The organism is Vallitalea pronyensis (assembly GCF_018141445.1).
Lineage (GTDB): Bacteria > Bacillota > Clostridia > Lachnospirales > Vallitaleaceae > Vallitalea > Vallitalea pronyensis.
Window position 1 is genome coordinate 853,782 of the sequence record NZ_CP058649.1, and the last position, 21,558, is coordinate 875,339.

A 21,558-nucleotide genomic window follows, 5' to 3' on the forward strand; every position below is an offset into this window, starting at 1 on the left:
CGTATTTATTAATTTACTGGAAGAATTTTTTTGAAAGATTAAGGATTAAGAGGTGGTAATTTGAATGAATTATTTCATGCTATTTGGATTTTTCCATTAGCAATCACGTTACATAATATGGAAGAAGGGTTATGGATGCCAAAATGGTCAGAAAAGCATCCAAGATTTTCTAAGATTAAAGGGAAGAATGAATTCCATTTTGCCTTAATATGTGTGACGATTTTAGCTTATATGGCAACATTTCTATTTGCATTATTTCAGAGCGAAGTGATTTTTAGATATCTATTTTATGGATTTGTAGGTGCAATGTTACTTAATGCAATCATGCCACATTTATTAGTGACCATCATAACGAAGAAGTATTGTCCAGGTGTGTTAACAGGTGTTTTTCTTAACATACCATGTTTTAGCTTATTGATTATTCATTCGGTTAATGAGAAGTTAATCAATGGTATAGAAGTTATGATATCTACGGGAATCATGAGTATTGTGTTGCTAGGGTTGTTACCAATATTGTTTAAGATAGGTAGGGGAGTGGTTGATGTTGAAGTGTGACAACTTGTGGGAGTTACTCGCAAGAATGATATAGAGATAAAACCGGCAACGGGAGTTGAGTATATACCATATAGGTAAGTCGTGCCACGACGAAGCCAGTTAAGAACGGCTTATTGAGCTAGAGGAATTCTATCTAACTATAGGGTTCGGCATTATACTGAATAAAATTTATATTTTAGAATAACATGAGTTATTGTACTCGCAATCCTTCGTTGTCGGTTCTATGCTTTTACTGTCGTAGTTGTAGTAATAATAATGAAAGAGATAAAACAGACAACGGGAGTTGAGTATATACCATATAGGGTGTTCATCAACTCTCGTTGCGTTTGTCGCTTTTAATGATAGAAACGGAGGCGACAAGCCGCAAAAGTCGTTGATGAACACCCTATATGGTATAAGAAAGTCATGCCACGATAAAGCCAATTAAGAACCGCTTATTCAGCCAGAGGAATTTTATCTAACCCTAGGGTTCGACTTTATACTAGATAGATACTTGTTATAGAAGAACATATGAATCCCACATAATCTACAATTAAATCATGCGCCTTGCTACATAAACGGTTTACATCAGGCTCATTCGTGGCACAATTCAAAGAACGATATAGTGTGTTAATAAACGACTTTTGCGGCTTGTTGCCATTCCTTTAAATCAAATCAAGCAACAAACGCAACGAGAGTGCATTAACACACTATATCGTTCTATATAACTCCCGTTGTCTGTTCTAATCTCTTTTACCCCACTGGAAAAAAATAATCACACAAACCAAACAGTAGTAATATATACCGTGTTGTATTAATAAACGACTTTGCACTTGTTGCTATTCCCTTAAATTCAAATCAAGCAACAAGACCAACGAAAGTGCATTAACACACTATATCATTCCACGTAACTCCCGTTGCCTGTTCTAATCTTTTACTCTTAAAACAACTAAAAAACCAAGACAATCGTCTTGGCTTTCCCTCTATTTTTTATATCCTTTCATACCAACAATATACATACCTGCTAAATCAACTTTAACCATCTTCTTAACAGGAAGAACTTTGAATACCTTATCATCACACATAAGTGTCGTAATCTTAGGACCAATTTTTGCTTTTACTAAAGGTAATTTTCTAAAACGCAAATACTTGGGTATTTGATCTTGTACCATTTTTGGCAAATTCGAATCTTTTACCTTCTGTTTCTTCTTATCAATAACGAGAATCGATGTGGTCATCTTATTTTCATTAATAATCGATTGTTGATTATTTGCTTTATTCTGGAGTTTGCGTCCTACAAAATAAAGGATTACAAGAATGACAGCGATGATTCCTAATACCAGTAATAGAATTTCCCACCACGCCATGGGTGCACCTCCTTTAACATGTTTCTTCATCGTGCGTTCTATCTATTTTACCATTAAATAGATAAAAAACAAAGAGTAAATTTGTAAAAATTTTATTCCTAAATGTAAACTATCTATCATGAAACACTACAAAAGAACGAGCTATTTATGAAGTAATTGGATAACCAAATCCCTTACATAAGAACCACTTTTCTTACGGTCTTCACTTGCTAGTGTACTTAATAAAACGGGTTTTCCAAAATTAACCTTAATATTGCTCCTTTTTATATTTAAGAAGCTATTATTCTCAAAAACATCATCTGTGCCTCTTATGCTAAAGGGTACAATAGGTACATTCGCTTTATCTGCCAGTTTCAGACTGCCTTGTTTAAAAGGTAAAGGTTCCGTTGATTTCTTGTTACGGGTACCTTCTGGAAAAATCAACAAGGAATGACCGGATTTTAATAAGGCTATACCTTCCAGTATGGTTTTTAAGGCTTTGCGATTATCACTGCGATCTATAAACAAACCGCCTAACATGGAAAGGACCATATTCACATAAGGCCATTTTGTTACTTCTGCTTTACCAACAAACCCAAAAGGCCGGTTTATGATAAAGAGTAATGTGACAATATCAAAAATACTTCGATGATTACCAACGAATAGAACTGTTTCGTCTGGAATATTTTCATATCCTGTTATGTCTATGGTACTGCCTGTTAAGAACATGATACCTCGACACAGACAAGCTGTAAATCCTTTACACCATGCATATTGTTTTTTCTTGGAAAAGAAACCGATGATGTATATAGCAAGTAACAAGGGGAGTGTTACAATACCATATAAACCAAGAAATATAATAATTAAAATTGTACGCATAAAACCACCTATCTAAGGAACATCGTCCTGTTTTTTATGTAATAGAAAACGAAAAAGGGCTGTTTCATGAACATGTGATGATGTTCCATTTACATACAATCAAATAATTTTCTAGGATAGTCATGTAAATGTTTTATGAGACAGTCCTTGCTTTCTATCCTACTTTTTGTCTTTAAATTATATCATGAAGCGAAGGAATACGCTATTAATTTTTGTAGATGATGCATACATAGTCATGTTAAGTGCTTGAGCGGCCATAGAGGTCCGTGATATAGGCTAATCGCTGACTAATAGAATCCGTTAACATTTCTTTGGTATAACGCCATTGCCAGTTACCCATTGCTGTGCCTGGTATGTTCATACGTGCCTGACTGCCTAAGGAAAGAACGTCTTGCATGGGGACGATGGCCATCTTAGAAATAGAACTGTAGCATGTTCGGATAAAAGCCCAGCTTATATCCATGGCATCACTTTGCATGTATTGTCTGACTTTTATTTTTTTGGCTTCATCTGCTTTGGCATACCAACCTATGGTGGTATCGTTATCGTGGGTGCCGCTATAGCAGATGGTGTTTTTTATATAATGATGAGGTAAAAAATCATTGTCTTTTAAGTTTTCAAAAGCAAATTGAAGTATTTTCATACCTGGAAGGTGGTAGGCATCTCTTAGCTGACAGACTTCATCGGTAATGACACCAAGATCTTCAGCAATAATGGGTAGATGCTCCCCTAATTTATGGGTAAAGGTGTTCATTAAGTCGGCGCCTGGGCCTTTTTTCCAAGTACCATAAATGGCAGTCTCTTCACCATAAGGTATGGCCCAGAAACTTTCAAACCCTCTAAAATGATCGATACGAACAATGTCCACTAGCTTTAATGTATGGGCTAATCGGGAAACCCACCATGCATAATCTTGTTTTTTATGGCTGGGCCAGTCATACAGTGGATTACCCCATAATTGACCGGTTTTACTAAAATAATCCGGTGGTACACCAGCCACTTCTGTAGGATAACCATGATCATCTAACAAGAAAAGCTCTTTCTTGGCCCAGACATCACTGCTGTCATAGGATGTGAAAATAGGAAGATCACCAATAATAAGAATACCTTGTTGATGGGCATATTCCCTTAGATGATGCCACTGTTTAAAGAATAAAAATTGTATAAAGGTATAGAAAGCAGTGCGAGAAGATAATTTAATGCGCCAATGTTCTTTTTGTGCTTTGGATGGTTTAGCAATATCTTCTGTCCACTTTAACCATTCCTTGCCATCAAAATAATCCTTACATGCCATAAAGAGTGCATAGTCATCCAACCAAGATGCTTCCTTATGACAGAAATTCTGCCACGCTTCATAATAAGGATGTGTAATGTTCTGTTTAAGTTGGTCGAAAGCTTTTTGAAGAAGAGAAAATTTATGTTGAATCACGAAACCATAATCAATTTTATGAGGGTTGTGCTCGGGAATATGCCATTCACTTTTTATTAATAAACCATCTTCCATGAGTATATCAGGGCTAATCAGTAAGGGTTGACCTGCAAAAGATGAAAAAGATTGATATGGGGAATCGCCATAGCCAGTTGGACCAAGAGGTAGTACCTGCCATAAGGTTTGCTTACTCTTGGCCAAAAAGTCGATGAATGCATAGGCTTCCTTTCCTAAATCACCAATGCCATAAGGACTGGGAAAAGATGTTGGGTGCAATAAAATACCTGACATGCGTTTGTCAGTTGAAAAAGATGTATAATCTATCAATGAATACCCTCCTAACTGAATGAACATATTAAGTAGTATATGCGAATTCATTTCTTTTAAACACCTCTGGTATGAATTACATGTACACCATCCCTTAAGCATATAGGGTGTTTTTTTGTGTTATAAATAAGTTATCTTTAATATAACATATGAAATAGAAATGTTTCCATATGCGTCAAGGATACTTGCTTAACGAAACAACTTGCTTCATAAGACGAATGTGGTCCCTTTAGTTTTTACATAATAATTATTGCAAAAAGCTAACACTTAGCATTGACGGACTTAGCTAATGTTCCTATAATAATGTTAGTTGGAAAGGGATTGATCCATTATGTTAAAAGAACAAATTCAAATGGACACGCTAGTAACAGAATATGGGCACATGGTTTCAGCCATCTGTCGAAGAATGATTCAAGATCAAACATTGGCTGAGGATGTTGCCCAAGAAGTATGGATCCAGATAATGAAAAGTAAGGATTCATTTAAAGGGCGATCAAAACTATCCACATGGATCTATACCATATGCTACAGAGTCATTCAACAACATTGGACGAAAGAGAAAGTTTATACGACAAACTACCTTTCAGATTATTTTCGTAATGGAGAAGTGGCTATACCTGAACATACAGAGGATGCACATACCATGTGGGTTAAAGAGATGTGTGATCGGTGTTTAACAGGTATTTTACATTGCTTGGATAATGAGAGCAGGTTGATTTACTTGCTGCGGGATGTGGCTCAATTAGACTATATGACAATTGCAGATATATGTCACAAGAAAGAGCCTGCTATAAGAAAAATTGTTTCCAGGTCAAGAACGAAGCTTAAAAATTTTCTCCAAAATGAATGCACGTTATATAATCCCAATGGTCAATGTCATTGCCGAATGAAAGAGCAAGTAAACAACATTAAGCTTGATGAAGAGTACCATAAGATAAGGAATGTCATGAACCATATTGATTTCTTTTTAGTATCTGAAAAAATACTGCCAACCAAAAATTATTGGAAAAAATATATCTAAAGATGTCACAAATGCATCCACAGTCCCCACTTATGTAATGTAAAAATATATTAGTGGAGGTAAGCATATGCATGTAGAAACAAGATTAAAAGTGATGGAGCGTATGTATGTTCATACATTAGTGGATTCTATCCGTCATTATGGACAACTAGGGGTATTAGACAGTATTATAGAAGAGAAGAAGAAAGTGCAACTGTCAATGGGAAAAAAACAGGCTGAGCAATTTGGCATCACCCAGCCAGAGAATGTGTTTACAGTTTTAAGTGATATTTTTAATTGTACATCATGGGAAATTAAGAGGATTCATCATGGATTTCAAGCTAAGGCTAAAAAGTGTACCTTGTGTGCTTATGCCAAAAAAGCAGGTGTGGAAAGTCCTTGCTACATGTATTGCCTCAATCCTATGGAGGGTATGGTAAAAGGTATTGATCCACAACTTGATTTTAAGGTGGAAAAAACATTATGGAGTGATGATGCTTGTGTTGTTTCTGTGACCAAATAAAGACACCGGCTATAGCTATAAAAGGGTCTGTTTGATTCAATTACATGCATAAAAGGGCTGTCTCTATAAGCAACTAGCCAACAAAGTTGCTTTTAAGACAGCCCTTTTAGTATGCATATTATTGCATGCTTTTATATTGCTTCATAAGGGTATGTTTTAGATCGTATAGCTCTTCAGATAAATCCACATAGACCGTCTGAGGGTTGGTAAGTCGTCGGGATTCATCCCACAATGTGGTTAATTCTTTGTTGCAGTATTGCTTAATGTCAAAGGTACTTGGACAATCGTAGATGCATGTACCATTTTTGAATATGGGTACCAGTAATTCTCTAGCTATAAAAGAACCTGGTTGTAGTCGCATATGTTTCCATGTGGCATTAGGGTCAAAGAGAAGCAAGGACTGATTTTCGTGGATGACTTCATGTTGAAGGGCAATTAAGTCTGCTTTTATTTTACCCGTTTCTTTATCATAGATTCTCACAATTTTTTTGTTACCTGGGTTGGTTATTTTATCTGGATTTTCAGAAATTTTCAATTTAGGCTCAAATGCCCCATCCACATATTTTGCTGATAACTTGTAAACGCCGCCAAATGATGGATTGCCTTTTGAGGTAATCAAGTTAGTACCAACACCCCATAAGGTAATTTTAGAGCCTTGTAATTTTAAGTCCCGTATCAGGTATTCATCCAGGTCACTGGAAGCACTGATGATCGCATCGGTGAATCCAGCTTCATCCAGCATTTTTCGCGCTTTTTTGGATAGGTAAGATAAGTCACCGCTATCAAGCCGGATACCATAAAATTTAGGTTTTATGCCTTTTTCTTTCAACTCCTGGAAGACTTTTATAGCATTAGGTACGCCTTTTCGAAGGGTATCGTATGTATCAACTAAAAGCAGGCAATTCATGGGATAAAGTTTGGCATACTCTCGAAAAGCGGTTAATTCATCGGGAAAACTCATGACCCAGCTATGAGCATGGGTGCCTTTTACAGGTATATCAAATAACTGACCTGCTAGGACATTGGATGTTGCACTACAACCACCGATAACAGCTGCTCTGGCACCATATATTCCAGCATCAGGTCCTTGAGCTCGGCGAAGACCAAATTCAAGAACAATATCGTCCTCTGCTGCCCATTTTACACGAGCTGCTTTGGTAGCTATGAGACTCTGATGATTAATAATGTTAAGCAAAGCTGTCTCAATTAATTGTGCCTCACGAAGGGGAGCAATCACTTTCACTAAAGGTTCGTTAGGAAAGACCACAGTACCTTCTGGAACAGCATAAATATCACCTGTGAAAGTAAAGGATTTTAGGTATTCTAAAAAATCTTCCTTAAATATATGCTGACTTCTTAGGTAGTCTATATCATCATCTGTAAAGTTGATGTCTTTTATATATTGAATGGCTTGTTCTAGGCCAGCAGCAATAGAAAAACTGCTCCCATGGGGATTTGAACGGTAGAAAAGGTCGAAAACAACCACTTGATCTTTTTGATTCAGTTTATAATACCCTTGTATCATGGTCAATTGGTAAAAATCGGTTAGTAGTGTTAAATCAATCGTTGGCATTGTTATTCCTTCTTTCTGTGAAAATTACGTGACATGATATCTAACAAACCTATATGCCAATACTTAGATAGAATGAATGATATCATATTTTTCTATAGTTTATACTATAATAACATAACAATCAAGGTATTCCGTCAATGTTGTAAAAAAATAAGGACGGACTACCTGCATCCATAGGAGCATGTTAAAGGACAGCATAATAGGCTGATTTTCCTCGCGTCATACATGAAAATCAGCCCACTAAGTTTTCATAGTCCTATGGGTTCATCCATACAAGTGTCATGAAGCTATTCCTATGGTAATTCTGTCTTTGTTACCGTATAAAAACCTGTCTTATGGTCACCAGTAATACTGAAAGTATAATTCTTATAGAGGTATTTCATAAATGAAGTATCCAAATCAACGTTAGGATTCGTAATTCTGAAGTTAACTTGATCATATTGATACTCATATTTCATAACCAGACTGCGAATAAAGATTTGGAATTCTTCTGTGGACTGAATTGCCATTGGATTAATACCTAAAATGGCTTTGTCGCTTATGGAACCAAATCCTGAAAAATGATGGGTAGGCACCATTTCCGTAGACGTTTTCATGAAATATCTATCCCTTAGTTTATCTTGTGTGTCGTCTAGGGTCACATCAATATGGTACCATTGATTATTCACATAGACCACATTCCATGCGTGTCGTCCTACAAATGCATTATCCATAATTACCCGATTAGGAATACCAAGCTCTTGACAGAAATATTGGAAAAGAGCGGTGTAATGTACACAAACACCTTCACCTTTGGTTATAGCAGCCAATGCATTTTCCGCTGTTAAGTAATCAGGAGGACCATGATAGTGAATGGTTTTGGCCACATAATCGTGAATGGCTTTTAATTGGTCCCTTTGAGACATATCTGGTGTGATGATTTGCTTGATTACTTCTTGTATTTTCTGCCTTAATAGGGTCACGGTTTTATCGTCTTTAGCCTGCATATCCAGTGGAGTTCCTTTTGCTAGAGGTACTGGGTTATAGTGGTTCTTACCGGATTCTAGGGTATGATAATAATTGTATTGGCTCCAATCAAAATTCATGGCAATGGCTGTGATATCTTTTTTTATAGTTAAGGTCATTTTACTATGCGTCATGTCCATATCCACATAGAAAGCACCTGTATCGACTAATTGTGTAGCCGGGTCAAAAGGGATATTATTTAATACCATTTCCTTAAAGTCCTTGAAGAAATAATCAGGACGATAGATGTCTTCTAATATAACAGTCGATCCATCAAGGATAATGGTACCAGCATACCCTAAAGGCGTATAGGGGAGAATACCCCTAATGGTAAGTTGAGGTGTATAATAATAGCGTGTAAAAGAAGTATCCACTATGGCATCTTCTAATCGATAATAAGCCTTTGGATGAAAGTAGCCATGGGTATAATGCAGCAGATCATTTGTAGCAAAATCCATAACATCAGGGCTCACATCCATGTAATCAACAGATGTACAGATGCCGCCACGTCGATTAAGATAACTCATGTACTTAGCCATTTGCTCTCTTGTAAGTGTTTGTTTAAGGTCACCCATACGATTAACGATACCAGCCACATAGCCAAGCTTTGCATAATCAGGATAGGTATTTGGCATGTTTTTATCCTTGATCGTAATACGATCTAAGAATGACAAGGAGTTGGTGGAAGCCATACCAGCATAGGCAATTTCTAAAAATTCACCAAGGGTAATGGCCCGTTGAAAGTCTTTTTGGAATTTCTCAGGTACACGGCCATCTGTTATGGCCTTAGCAATATCCACCAGATGTTCTTTGGATGGTTGATCATGTTGAAAGACATGGACGGCTTCTCGTTCGCTATGGATGACACGTTGTATACTATTGAAAGCATCGTCTAAATCCTGTAACGTTTGCTCAAGGGTTCGGTTATTCATCATTAAAGTCATATCTTTTCTTACCTTATAACATGTTGTCATTGGGGAGAATGTATCGATAAGAGCTTTGGAGATTCTTCCATGTTCTTCACTACTCTTGCTATAGGTATCCCGTTCCTTGCATAATGCCGTAACCTTTTCTAGAATTGCTTTTTGGTAAGCCTGAATACTGGCTGTTGTTGGGGAGACAATGGAACCTTCTTTAACAATTTTTTCTGAAAAGATGCCCCCTGGCAGTATCTCTAATTTACGTATAGTTGTATCTGTTTCAACCGTACGATAGTTTTCTATACGGGAGTGTACTTCTTGGCGGACATTGATTTGACTAAGCTCAATTGCTTTTATGCTAGACGTGCTAGTTGTAGCACCTTGAACATTGATAGACGTTAAGCATAAGCATAAGGCTATACATGCTCGTATTTTTTGTCTCATATCTGTACTCCTTTCAGTTTCATGTCAACACTTATCCTATATTGTACTATTTAAGGGATTTATCGTCAATAAATATTACATTAAATCCCAATTAAAGATTTGTATGGAACAGTATAAAGGGTTTGGAAGTGCTGGGTGTGTTTTGGGACTTTGGACTTGTATTTTTTTATAAAAATTGTGACTATGTAACTATATATTCTTGGAAAATTATTGTCGATAAACATAATGTAACAAAAAGTAATGCTTAAAATTGAAAATTGAATATAAAACGAAGGTCAAGGATGAGCTGATAGTCATTTACGTTTGCTTTACATGTATTATGTATAGCCCGTAAGTGAAAGAAGGGCTCATTTTTTTATTCAAGAAAGTTTTGTTATTGTAAGATTAAAAATGAAATAATAGGATTAGGACTATAGGTTTACACTTGTTTACAATGTCCCTAGTAGGTAACCAATTATCACTCTTTCCTTCTAGCTACTTCATTTTTTCATCTTGGTACTTTTGTCCCTTGATTATTTTAGCAATAAATCACTATGAATCTATTCGTAAAAAAAAACGATATATTGTTTGAAAGAAGGACAATTCAATAAAAGGGGTAAAATTTAAAAATTGCATAAAGAGTTTGAATCATATCATGGATGAGTTGATTTACCAATTTTTTGTCTTGTAGGATACAAGGAGGATTTGGTATACCAGCTTATCTTTTTTTAAATTTACAATTACTCTAGCAATTCATAAAGTGAAGAATGAAGAATATAGGAGGAGATATTATGTTAGTACTTGGTAGGAGAATTGGAGAATACATCATGATAGGGGACAACATCAAAGTTCAGGTGGTAAAGAGTAAAGATGGCGATTTACGATTAGCCATTGATGCACCTAAGGATATTGAGATTGTAAGAGGCGAACTATTAGAAGATGAATATGCCCAAATGCAATAATGTGTTTAAAAGGTTGTACTTGAGCAAATTACATGCAATATAAAAGTTGTATTTTAGTAATTACTTACTAACAGTATCGGCATGACATGGTGTAATTTGCTCGTAGAAAGTTCTAAGTTTATTCAATATTATATTACGTTAATAAGTTCAATGGCCATTAGACTTGTTATATATATTTGTAACTATCATTTAGTAACCCATTAAATGATCCAGATGAAAATGGAAGTTCATTTAAAATGTTAAAAACACGGAGGTAGAATTTATGATTATTAATCACAATCTTATGGCAATGAATGCACATAGACAATTAAAAGTTAACAACCGTTTCCAAGCAAAAAGTGTAGAAAAATTATCTTCAGGCTACAGAATTAATCGAGCTGGTGATGATGCTGCTGGGTTATCCATTTCTGAAAAAATGAGAAACCAAATTAAAGGTATTAATCAAGCATCTAGAAATGCACAGGATGGTATCTCTTTAATTCAAACAGCAGAAGGCGCATTAAATGAATCACATAACATTATGAAGAGAATGCGAGAACTCACATTACAAGCTGCCAATGGTACAAATGAAGCAGAAGATATTGATGCAATTAAGTCTGAACTTAGTTCATTAGTAGCAGAGTTAGACAGAATTGCAAACGGAACAGAATTTAATAAAAAGAAATTATTGAATGGCGATTTAGCAGGTGGACTGACATTACAAATCGGTGCAAACAGTGTAGTTGCTGAGAATACCTTACAGGTTGATATCGCTGCAATGGATAGTGGTACATTAGGTGTTGCTGCTGCGGCAGGTATTACGGATCATACTTCTTGTATGACGCAATTAAATGCTATTGATGCAGGTATCGGCATTCTATCAACTGAAAGATCCAAGCTTGGTGCATTCCAAAACCGACTTGAGCATACCATTTCTAATCTTGATAATGCAGCTGAGAACCTTCAAGCGGCTGAATCAAGGATTAGAGACGTGGATATGGCAAACGAGATGTCAACGTTCACTAAAAATAATATATTATTACAAGCTTCAACAGCGATGCTTGCCCAATCTAACCAAATGCCACAGGGTGTGCTTCAGCTATTAAGCTAAAGGTAAGGGACACAAACAAGAGATAGTGAGGCTGTTGAGACCATTCAACATGTTAATAAATACCACCCAAACATACAACCATACATAAATATTACTTGGAAATAACAATGAAAAAATAGATGCAGTCGTATGCGTTTCCGCACTCTTCTCTTAATAGATTTTAATCAATTGTAAAAACAATGCTTATATAACAGGCGTTTATGGTGTGCTATAGATGATATTAAATGGCTATAAGATACCATAAACGCTGGTTATTAAGTTTTGTTTTTATGTATTATAAAAGAAAGGGTTGATTACATGTATAAAAAGAACAAGCTACACGTACTGTTGTTATCCTTGGTTCTTATAGCTTCTACATTAAGCCCGTTTTCTATGAGTTATGGGGCAAGTAACAATGTTACTGTAGAAAAAACTGTCAATCCCGATTCTATTTATGTAGATGAAGAGGCAGAAATAACGCTATCAGTCAAGGGTACGCCAGAAGTAAATTTTATCTTACCAAATGATGTCATACTCATCATTGATAAATCAGGAAGCATGAGTCCTAACTATCAGCCAAACAACGGTGAGGATAAAATGACCAATGCAAAAGACGCTGCAAAAGGATTTATCGATTTAATGGATATGACGAAACATCGGGTGGGGATTGTTGATTTTAGCTCACCGGACATCACACATTCTTTTCCATTAACAACGGATGCTGAAAGTGCAAAGACATACATTGATGGTGTTAATGCAAAAGGTTCAACGGCAACAGGTGATGCCATCTATACGACTATGCAGCTGTTAGAGGCCAAACGAGATGAGGCTCAACCGGTTATTGTGTTGTTAACAGATGGTGAAGCGACTATACCACAAACCTCCCCAACAAGTGCTTATGAGTACGCCAAAGAAGCAGCAGGTGCAGCTAAAACCGATAGCATCGTGTTTTACACCATTGCTCTTTTGAATGTAGGGGAAGACCCTGATGCAAGCGCTCCAAACCTCCTTTTAAAGGAAATGGCAACAACGGCACAACACCATCATTTTGTGTTGGGTTCAATTGGTTTAGCTGACATATATAATAAAATTGTACAGGAAATCGGTATAGCTAGTGCTTATAACGTCACACTAACGGACAGTGTTGCTTACGAATTTGAAATTGTTCCTGATTCCTATCAAGATAATATCCCACAACCTCGTGTAGAAGGCAACAAGTTAATTTGGGAATTCCAAGAACTTAAAGATGAAGAACTTATCTTTACATATAAAATACGCCATAGAAATGGGGAAAGAGTTGGTGAACTGCCCATTTCAACAGGTTCAACCATTACCTATTTTGATCATGAAGATAAAGCCGTTCAAGGGGAAGTGCCTTCTCGGTCCATTACGGTAAAACACTATGCACCAGCCATCACTAGTCTGAGCCAAGATGCTTGTGACATTCAGGGAAATGAGGTCATCACAATCTTTGGTGAGTACTTTAGAGAGGGATTAACGGTTACATTTGGTGATGGGGATGCAATCGTTGAAGAATACATCGATTCCACAAAAGTTAAGGTGAGAGTGCCAGCAGGAAAGCAGGGTAATACAACGCTTACTTTAACCAATGACGATGGACAAACAGCTACGGCTTCATTTAAGTATACCGCTCAACCAGTGGTAAATAAAATAGAACCATCCAGTGGTTTACTAACAGGGAATACCCATGTCCAGATAGATGGCCAATATTTTATGGATAATATTCAGGTGAAATTTGGAGAGAGTTTAGCGTCAGATGTTGTTGTATCTCATGATGGTACCTCTGTATCTGCCAAGACGCCTCCAGCTTCTCAAGTAGGTCCTGTTCATGTAGAACTGATGAATCAAGATGGGACAAGTATCGTTGTAGAAAATGGCTTTACTTATACGACGCCACCAGCTCCAGCAATCAGTTTAATCAACCCAAATGAAGGTAAAGTGGCTGGCAATGAAATAGTGTATATTGAAGGAGCTAACTTTACGTCTACTTCTGAAGTTTACTTTGGTGATCTTAGAGCCAGTGGCTTCTATTTTCACGACTCAGGAAAAATACGTATCATAACACCTGCAGTAACCCAAGCAGGGGTAGTAGATGTGAAGGTCCTTAATCCTGATGGACAATACGTCATCCTAGAAGAAGGATTTACCTATAAAGATGATGAGCCACCTAATACAGAGGAACCAGAGATTACATTAGTATCGCCAGATAAAGGGGTAGTGGCTGGAAACGAGATTGTACATATTGAAGGTAATCATTTTGAACTAGGCAGTGAAGTCTATTTTGGTGACAAAAAGGCAGCAGGTTACTACCGTTACAGCGATAAAAAGTTACGTATAACAACACCAGCGGCAGATGCAGCAGGTCCAGTGGATGTGAAGGTAGTCAACCCATGTGGCAAGTATGCCATCCTATCTGGCGGCTTTACCTATACAGAAGATGAGCCACCCCATACAGAGGAACCAGAAATTACATCTGTAACACCTAATGAAGGTGTAGTGAGTGGAAATGACATTGTATTTATAGAAGGAAATAAGTTTGAACTAGGCAGTGAAGTCTTTTTTGGCGACAAGAAGGCTGGAGGATACTATCGTTATAACGATACTAAAATACGTGTAACGACACCAGCAGTGGATGCAGTAGGTGCTGTGGATGTGAAAGTAGTTAATCCAGGTGGCAAGTATGCCGTCCTATCAGCAGGTTTCACCTACAAAGAATCTGAACCACCGAATACACTAGAGCCGGTTGTGGATTCCATAACGCCAAATGAAGGTGAATTAAAGGGGAATGATGCGGTTTTTATAGAAGGCAGTAACTTTGAAGCTGGTGGGGAGGTATACTTTGGTGATAAGAAGGCAGCAGGTTTTTACCGCTATAGTGATCTCAAGATACGTGTTTTAAGTCCAGCAGCAGATACAGCAGGTCCTGTAAATATTAGAGTAGTGAACCCAGGTGACAAATCGGTTACAGTAGAAAACGGCTTTACTTACCTTGAACCACCTGCTCTTCCAGAACCAAAAGTGACATTAATCAGTCCAAATGAAGGTAAAATAACAGGTAATGAAATTGTCTTTATAGAAGGTGCCAACTTTACACAAAGCGGCGAGGTATACTTTGGTGATAAAAAATGTGGAGGCTTTTACCGTTACAGCGATAGTCGATTACGTATTATAACACCAACAGTTGATACTGCTGGTAAGGTAGCTGTAAAAGTGGTTAATTCTGATGGGCAGTCTGTTACCATAACAGACGGATTTACCTATACAGAACCACCAGCACCACCAGCACCAGAAATTACATCTGTAAGCCCAGCAGAAGGAAAGTTAGCTGGTGGACAGGCCGTATACATTGAAGGAGCGAACTTTAGTATTGGCGGTGCCGTTTATTTTGGTGACAAAAAAGCCACAGGCTATTATCGCTATAGTGATACCAGAATACGTGTCATCAGCCCAGTAGCAGATGCCATTGGAACTGTAGATATAAAGGTTGTTAATCAAGATGGACAGTCTGTCACGTTAACAAATGGTTTTAACTATATCCCCATTGTACCTTCTATTACATCCATTTCCATAAGTGAAGGTCAAATGACTGGTAATGAAATCATGTTTATCTACGGGGAAAACTTTGAAGCAGATGCCAAGGTTACTTTCGGCACACATGAAGCAACAGGTATCTATCGTTATAATGACAGTAAAATTCGTGTCATCACGCCAAAAGCAGATGCTCCGGGAACAGTGGATATTACCATTGAAAATCCCGACGGCTCATCCAATACATTGAGTCAAGCATTTACTTATAAAGAGCCCCCTGAGGCACCAGCACCAATTGTCACATCCATAACGCCTACAGAAGGGACAAAGAATGGGAACACCATTGTGTTTATCTATGGTGAAAACTTTGAAAGCAATGCAAAGGTTTATTTTGGTACAAAGCAAGCCACAGGTTTTTATCGATATAATAGCGGTAAGATTCGTGTGCTTTCCCCAGCAACAGATACAGCTGGAGCGGTAGATATCAAAGTTGAGAATACAGAGAATAAATCAGTGACTGTTACAGGCGGCTTCACGTATACCAACTAACGCCAATCAAGGAAATTCCCAAGCTGTCCTAAGACGCATAAGCTTGGGAGTTTTCATTCATAACATGTAGCACATGGCATAAAGGAGGCAGGAATACAATGGATTCAGTCACAACACTTGTTGTTTAACGGTTAAAGGAGGTTCAAATGGATAATTTTGCTGAAAGAATAAGGATGCATGTTGATCGTACGATCTTGGGAAAGGTCATTGCAGAAAATATACATAATGCTTTAGGAGCATTGGTTATTGGTGTTGACAGCACATTGGATAAACGTATTATAAACAAGCTTCAACAACTTGGATATGAAGAAATATGGGTATATAAAGATAACGAAGATGAAAATAGAGATGATGATTCAACGGCATTAGAAGATGAGTTGTCACAAGATATAGAGATGAATAATGATGAACCCCATAAGATATATGCCATCATCAAAAATAGTATTGAAAGTATGATGGAAAGTATTGAAGATGATAAACAAATAAGCTATAAAAAAATATATAGTATTTCGGATATGTTAATCCACAAATTTAATGATCATGGTGACCTCTTACAGATGATTAAATACTTTAAGAGTATGGATAAAACAACGTATAGTCACTCGATTGTTGTGGGCCTTCTCTGCCTTATGATGGGAAGATGGATGGATTTTAAAGAAACAAAGATTAGAGATTTGGTTTGTGCTGGATTATTGCACCATATTAAGGAAAGTAAGATGACCGAGAAATATTTGAGTACCATGGATGACGGCACTTCTGAAAAGCTAAGAGACCCTAATGAATATGCTGAATTTGTGTATGAGAGCATGCAAAAGAATTTTGGTATGAATTTAGATATTACATTAGGGGTTTTGCAGCATCAAGAGAGGGAAGACGGTTCAGGGTATCCCATGGGATTAAAAGGCGAGCAAACCCATGAATTTGCCAAGATTATTGCCATTGTCGATACCTATGATAACCTCATGTCCCAATATGTCTATGAGAATGAACAATCGGCTTTTAAGGTCTTAGAGATATTTTTTAATAACAGTTTTGGACTTTTTAGTCCGAAGTATTTACATGTGTTTCTTAATAATATTTCATATTTTCATTTAGGTGATATTGTCACCTTAAACACTGGAAAACAAGCAGAAGTTATCTTTATCAATACGAACTATATATCAAGACCCATTGTGAAAATGGATGATGTCTATATTGATTTGTTTGAGAACAAAGAGCTTGAAATTATGTAGTTAAGTTTTAACAATAGCTGTAGCTTTTAATGATTGAAAGGTCATATCAAGTATAATAAAAAAGGACAGGCATGAAGCATAAGTGGTTATGATAAGCCCGTACATAGGCTATCATAACCTTTTGCTTCTGTTGATTTTCAATTTAGGAAATAAGATAGGGGCGTTCTCATCTGTGTTGAGGCACTTCCCACAAGAATGAACGTTATAACAGTCGTTCCAATAGTAAAGGGGAATATTACGTCAGCAGATTAAACGTCCGTGTTTAAACTGCTGAGCTCGCCGTCCGTGGCTCGCAGCTCCATATTCCCCTTTACTATTTCCACTCGGTATTGTCAGCATGCCTTGTGTATGCATTTTTATGAGTGTTTCCTAATAGGCAAATCTGTTTTGCTAAAGGAGGCTTAGCAACATTGGCATATTTTGCATATAATTAGCCAATAATGTAGATACAGAAAAAGGTATATCATGCTTACAATGCCGCCAAACATCAAATGGATGGTTACTGCTTTACAAAGTAGTGGATAAGCGTTATAATAATAAAATGCGTAGGCGTCGTATATAAGCCCTTCATCAATGAACTTCTTCAATTTATAATGTAGTCTTTTGGTAAAATAATGGGAGTCTATTAGCACGCTATTTTTTTGTCAAAAAAGATATGGAAACAAGGTCTACATTATAAGTTGAAGAAACAGGATGTAAGGGCTTGACTGCCATTCTCATTTATACCCTCGATCATGAGAGATTGGTAGCTTGTCAGTTATGAGCTGCATTGAATAAAGACAATCTATACCCACGAACCTATAGGAACATTCATGATAGCATGATGTGTGTCAGGTGAAAGCTGTGGATGTAGTTAGAAAGAGGAATCTTATAAAAATTAGGAGGTATAGCGGTGTACAAGAAAGTATCGACGGATCTTAATTTTCAAGACCGTGAAAAAGAAATCCTAGCATTTTGGAATGATCATGATATTTTTAAGAAAAGTATAGCATTAAGAAAGGATGGACCAACGTATACATTCTATGATGGGCCACCAACGGCTAATGGTAAGCCCCATATTGGACATGTTCTTACCCGTGTTATTAAAGATTTAATTCCAAGATACCGTACCATGAAAGGGTACAAAGTCCTTCGTAAAGCTGGATGGGATACCCATGGTCTTCCAGTAGAGCTTGAAGTTGAAAAGGCTTTAGGTCTTGATGGAAAAGAGCAGATTGAAGAATATGGGCTAGAACCATTTATTGAAAAGTGTAAAGAAAGTGTTTGGAAATACAAAGGCATGTGGGAAGATTTCAGTGGCACCGTTGGATTTTGGGCGGATATGGATGATCCTTATGTGACGTATCATAACGAGTATATTGAATCAATCTGGTGGATTTTGAAGCAGATTTGGGAAAAAGATTTACTCTACAAAGGACATAAAATTGTGCCTTATTGTCCTCGTTGTGGGACGCCTCTGTCCAGTCATGAGGTAGCACAAGGTTATAAAGATGTGAAGGAAAAGTCCGTTGTGGCTAAGTTCAAGGTAAAAGATGAAGAGAATGTATACATTCTAGCTTGGACAACAACACCTTGGACATTGCCATCTAACGTGGCTCTATCCGTTAATCCTGTTGAGACGTACATTAAAGCAAAAGTGAATGATGAATACTTTATTCTTGCTGAAGCACTAGCGGAAAAAGTTCTAGGAGAAACCTATGAGGTTATCCAGACGTATACAGGTAAAGACTTAGAATATACAGCCTATGAACCGTTATTTGATTTTGCAAAACCAGACCAAAAGGCTCATTATGTAGCCTGTGCTGATTTTGTTACCTTATCCGATGGTACAGGCGTGGTGCATACGGCACCTGCATTTGGTGAAGATGATGCGCAAGTGGGACGTAAGTACGGTTTACCTTTCGTTCAACTGGTGAATGAGCAGGGTGAATTTGTGGAAGCTGTAACACCTTGGAAAGGTATCTTTGTGAAGAAAGCTGATCCAATGATCATTGATTACCTTGAGGAAAAGGGTTTATTATTCCATGCCCTTGATTATGAGCATTCCTATCCCTATTGTTGGCGATGTGATACAGCTCTTCTCTATTATGCAAGAGATACTTGGTTTATTAAAATGACAGAGATTCGTGATCAATTAATTAAAAACAATGATCAGATCAATTGGTTACCAGAAGCCATTGGTACAAAGCGTTTTGGTAACTGGTTAGAAAATGTAATGGATTGGGGCTTAAGCCGTGACCGCTATTGGGGTACACCTCTTAATATCTGGGAATGTGATTGTGGTCATCGTCATGCCATTGGCAGTATAGAAGAGTTAAAGAGCATGAGTGATAATTGTCCAGATGATATTGAACTGCATCGTCCCTACATTGATGACGTTCTTATTAACTGTCCAGAATGTAATGGAAAAATGAAGCGTGCATCACCTGTTATTGACTGTTGGTTTGATTCTGGGGCGATGCCTTATGCCCAATGGCATTATCCATTTGAAAATAAAGAGATTTTTGAAGACAATTTCCCTGCAGATTTTATCAGTGAAGCGGTAGACCAGACCAGAGGTTGGTTCTATTCCTTACTGGCCATCTCCACATTATTGTTTGATAAACCTGCATTTAAAAATGTCATCGTTCTAGGTCTTGTACAGGATGAGAATGGGCAAAAGATGTCCAAGTCAAAAGGCAATGCAGTAGACCCTTTTGAAGCCCTTAGCCGACATGGAGCAGATGCAGTCAGATGGTATTTCTATAATAATAGTGCCCCATGGCTGCCGAATAAGTTCTACGATAATGCTGTTATCGAGGGACAACGTAAATTCATGGGTACGTTTTGGAATACCTATGCTTTCTATGTGTTATATGCCAATATTGATGGCTTTAATCCGTCGCAATACACATTAGAATACGATAAGCTGCCACTTATGGATAAATGGTTATTATCCAAATTAAATACATTGATTAAAACAGTAGATACGAATCTTGGCAACTATCTGATTACAGAATCATCTAGAGCCATCCAAGAATTTGTGGATGACCTAAGTAACTGGTATGTAAGAAGAAGCCGTGAGCGTTTCTGGCAAAAGGATATGCCTCAGGATAAAGTGAATGCTTATATGACACTATATACAGCTTTATCAACTTTGGCTAAAGTTTCTGCACCTTTTGTACCATTTATGGCAGATGAAATCTACCTTAATCTGGAGAGCCCATTCTATGACCATGCTCCTGAAAGTGTTCATTTATGTGACTTCCCAGAAGTGAATGAAGACCTGATTGATTTAGACCTAGAGAAAAACATGGACCTTGTCCTTCGTATTGTTGTGAATGGACGTGCTTGCCGTAATAGTGCCAACATCAAGAACAGACAACCTATTGGTAAGATGTATGTGAAGTCATCAGAAGGCTTAAGCGAGATGTACAAAGCCATTATTTCGGAAGAGCTGAATATAAAAGAAGTGTTATTTACAGAAGATGTAAGAGCCTTCACCACCTATTCTTTCAAGCCCCAGCTTAAGACCGTTGGTCCTAAGTATGGTAAGCTAATTCCTCAGATTAAAAAAGGATTAATGGATAGTGACGGTAATGGGTTGATGGATGAATTAAAAGCAAACGGTTTGGTAAAATTGACAATTGGTGATACCCTTGTGTCATTAGCTGAAGAAGATTTACTCATTGAATCAGCTCAGAAACCGGGCTATGAATCCTTAACAGATCGACATGTAACAGTGGTTCTAGATACGAACCTCTCCGATGCATTAATTGAAGAAGGTTATGTAAGAGAGGTCATCAGTAAGATTCAGACCATGAGAAAAGAAGCGGATTTTGAGGTAACGGATCATATTCGCATCTACGCTGGGGATAACGATAAACTGATGAAAATCATTGAAGAGAATAAACAAGTTATCTTATCTGAGACATTAGCAGATTCCTTTGTTGAAAAGGTTTCACAAGAAGCTTATGAAAAAACATGGAATATTAATGGCGAGAAGTTAAATCTGGCAGTAGAAAGAGTATAAGATACACAATACCTAAAGATAATGGGGATGTCATGAGACATCCCCAATTCTTATCTTATTAGGAAAGTTCTCAATGTAACAGTTGAGATAGAAGCGTTCTCATCTGAACTAAGGAAATTTTCCTAACGCAACAACTTGCTTGGCAAGACGCCACATAGTCACTTTGTTCTCTTATAGGAAAGTTATCATTTGTGTTAATGAAATTTTCCTAACGGACAAATCCCCT

General features: G+C 37.2%; 13 protein-coding genes. 8 read left to right on the forward strand and 5 right to left on the reverse strand.

Translation table 11 applies throughout. The features are described from left to right. Positions 1 to 60 precede the first annotated feature (60 nt). Positions 61 to 555, forward strand: coding sequence for an HXXEE domain-containing protein (locus tag HZI73_RS03530; protein WP_212696882.1), 495 nt, complete (start codon positions 61 to 63; stop codon positions 553 to 555). Positions 556 to 1,517: 962 nt separating this feature from the next. On the opposite strand, the gene HZI73_RS03535 is transcribed toward HZI73_RS03530, so the two are convergent. The 3 genes from HZI73_RS03535 to malQ form a co-directional block, all read right to left on the reverse strand. Further along, a complete protein-coding gene (locus HZI73_RS03535; RefSeq protein WP_246552347.1) occupies positions 1,518 to 1,901 on the reverse strand; it encodes a hypothetical protein in 384 nt (127 codons plus the stop codon). A gap of 141 nt (positions 1,902 to 2,042) precedes the next feature. After that, entirely contained in the window at positions 2,043 to 2,759 is a 717-nt protein-coding gene (locus HZI73_RS03540) for a lysophospholipid acyltransferase family protein (protein ID WP_212696883.1), read from the reverse strand. Between the two features lie 238 nt (positions 2,760 to 2,997). Then, positions 2,998 to 4,515, reverse strand: coding sequence for a 4-alpha-glucanotransferase (gene malQ / locus HZI73_RS03545; protein ID WP_281418859.1), 1,518 nt, complete (start codon positions 4,513 to 4,515; stop codon positions 2,998 to 3,000). A 331-nt stretch (positions 4,516 to 4,846) separates the two neighbouring features. Between malQ and HZI73_RS03550 the strand changes: the two genes are divergently transcribed. Both HZI73_RS03550 and HZI73_RS03555 read left to right on the forward strand, forming a co-directional pair. Continuing rightward, entirely contained in the window at positions 4,847 to 5,536 is a 690-nt protein-coding gene (locus HZI73_RS03550; RefSeq protein WP_212696885.1) for an RNA polymerase sigma factor, read from the forward strand. A gap of 67 nt (positions 5,537 to 5,603) precedes the next feature. After that, positions 5,604 to 6,038: an L-2-amino-thiazoline-4-carboxylic acid hydrolase gene (locus HZI73_RS03555; protein WP_212696886.1), complete on the forward strand. Its 435-nt coding sequence runs from the start codon at positions 5,604 to 5,606 to the stop codon at positions 6,036 to 6,038. Between the two features lie 118 nt (positions 6,039 to 6,156). Here the strand turns inward: HZI73_RS03555 and HZI73_RS03560 are convergent, their stop codons facing one another. Both HZI73_RS03560 and HZI73_RS03565 read right to left on the reverse strand, forming a co-directional pair. Then, on the reverse strand, positions 6,157 to 7,611 hold the full coding sequence (locus tag HZI73_RS03560) for a nicotinate phosphoribosyltransferase (RefSeq protein WP_212696887.1): 1,455 nt from the start codon (positions 7,609 to 7,611) through the stop codon (positions 6,157 to 6,159). 293 nt (positions 7,612 to 7,904) lie between these two features. Continuing rightward, positions 7,905 to 9,980, reverse strand: a complete 2,076-nt coding sequence (locus tag HZI73_RS03565; RefSeq protein ID WP_212696888.1) for a transglutaminase domain-containing protein — start codon at positions 9,978 to 9,980, stop codon at positions 7,905 to 7,907. Positions 9,981 to 10,750: 770 nt separating this feature from the next. Here HZI73_RS03565 and HZI73_RS03570 point away from each other — a divergent pair. From HZI73_RS03570 to ileS, 5 genes are all read left to right on the forward strand, one after another. Further along, the gene (locus HZI73_RS03570; RefSeq protein WP_212696889.1) at positions 10,751 to 10,921 is read left to right on the forward strand and encodes a carbon storage regulator; all 171 of its coding nucleotides are present in this window, start codon (positions 10,751 to 10,753) and stop codon (positions 10,919 to 10,921) included. A 262-nt stretch (positions 10,922 to 11,183) separates the two neighbouring features. Beyond that, positions 11,184 to 12,011, forward strand: coding sequence for a flagellin N-terminal helical domain-containing protein (locus HZI73_RS03575; protein ID WP_212696890.1), 828 nt, complete (start codon positions 11,184 to 11,186; stop codon positions 12,009 to 12,011). Between the two features lie 297 nt (positions 12,012 to 12,308). Continuing rightward, the gene (locus tag HZI73_RS03580; RefSeq protein ID WP_212696891.1) at positions 12,309 to 16,088 is read left to right on the forward strand and encodes an IPT/TIG domain-containing protein; all 3,780 of its coding nucleotides are present in this window, start codon (positions 12,309 to 12,311) and stop codon (positions 16,086 to 16,088) included. A gap of 146 nt (positions 16,089 to 16,234) precedes the next feature. Further along, positions 16,235 to 17,320 carry an HD-GYP domain-containing protein gene (locus tag HZI73_RS03585; RefSeq protein WP_212696892.1) on the forward strand — a complete coding sequence of 362 codons (1,086 nt, stop codon included), beginning with the start codon at positions 16,235 to 16,237 and terminating at the stop codon, positions 17,318 to 17,320. Between the two features lie 892 nt (positions 17,321 to 18,212). Then, on the forward strand, positions 18,213 to 21,332 hold the full coding sequence (ileS, locus tag HZI73_RS03590) for an isoleucine--tRNA ligase (protein WP_212696893.1): 3,120 nt from the start codon (positions 18,213 to 18,215) through the stop codon (positions 21,330 to 21,332). Positions 21,333 to 21,558: the final 226 nt, after the last annotated feature.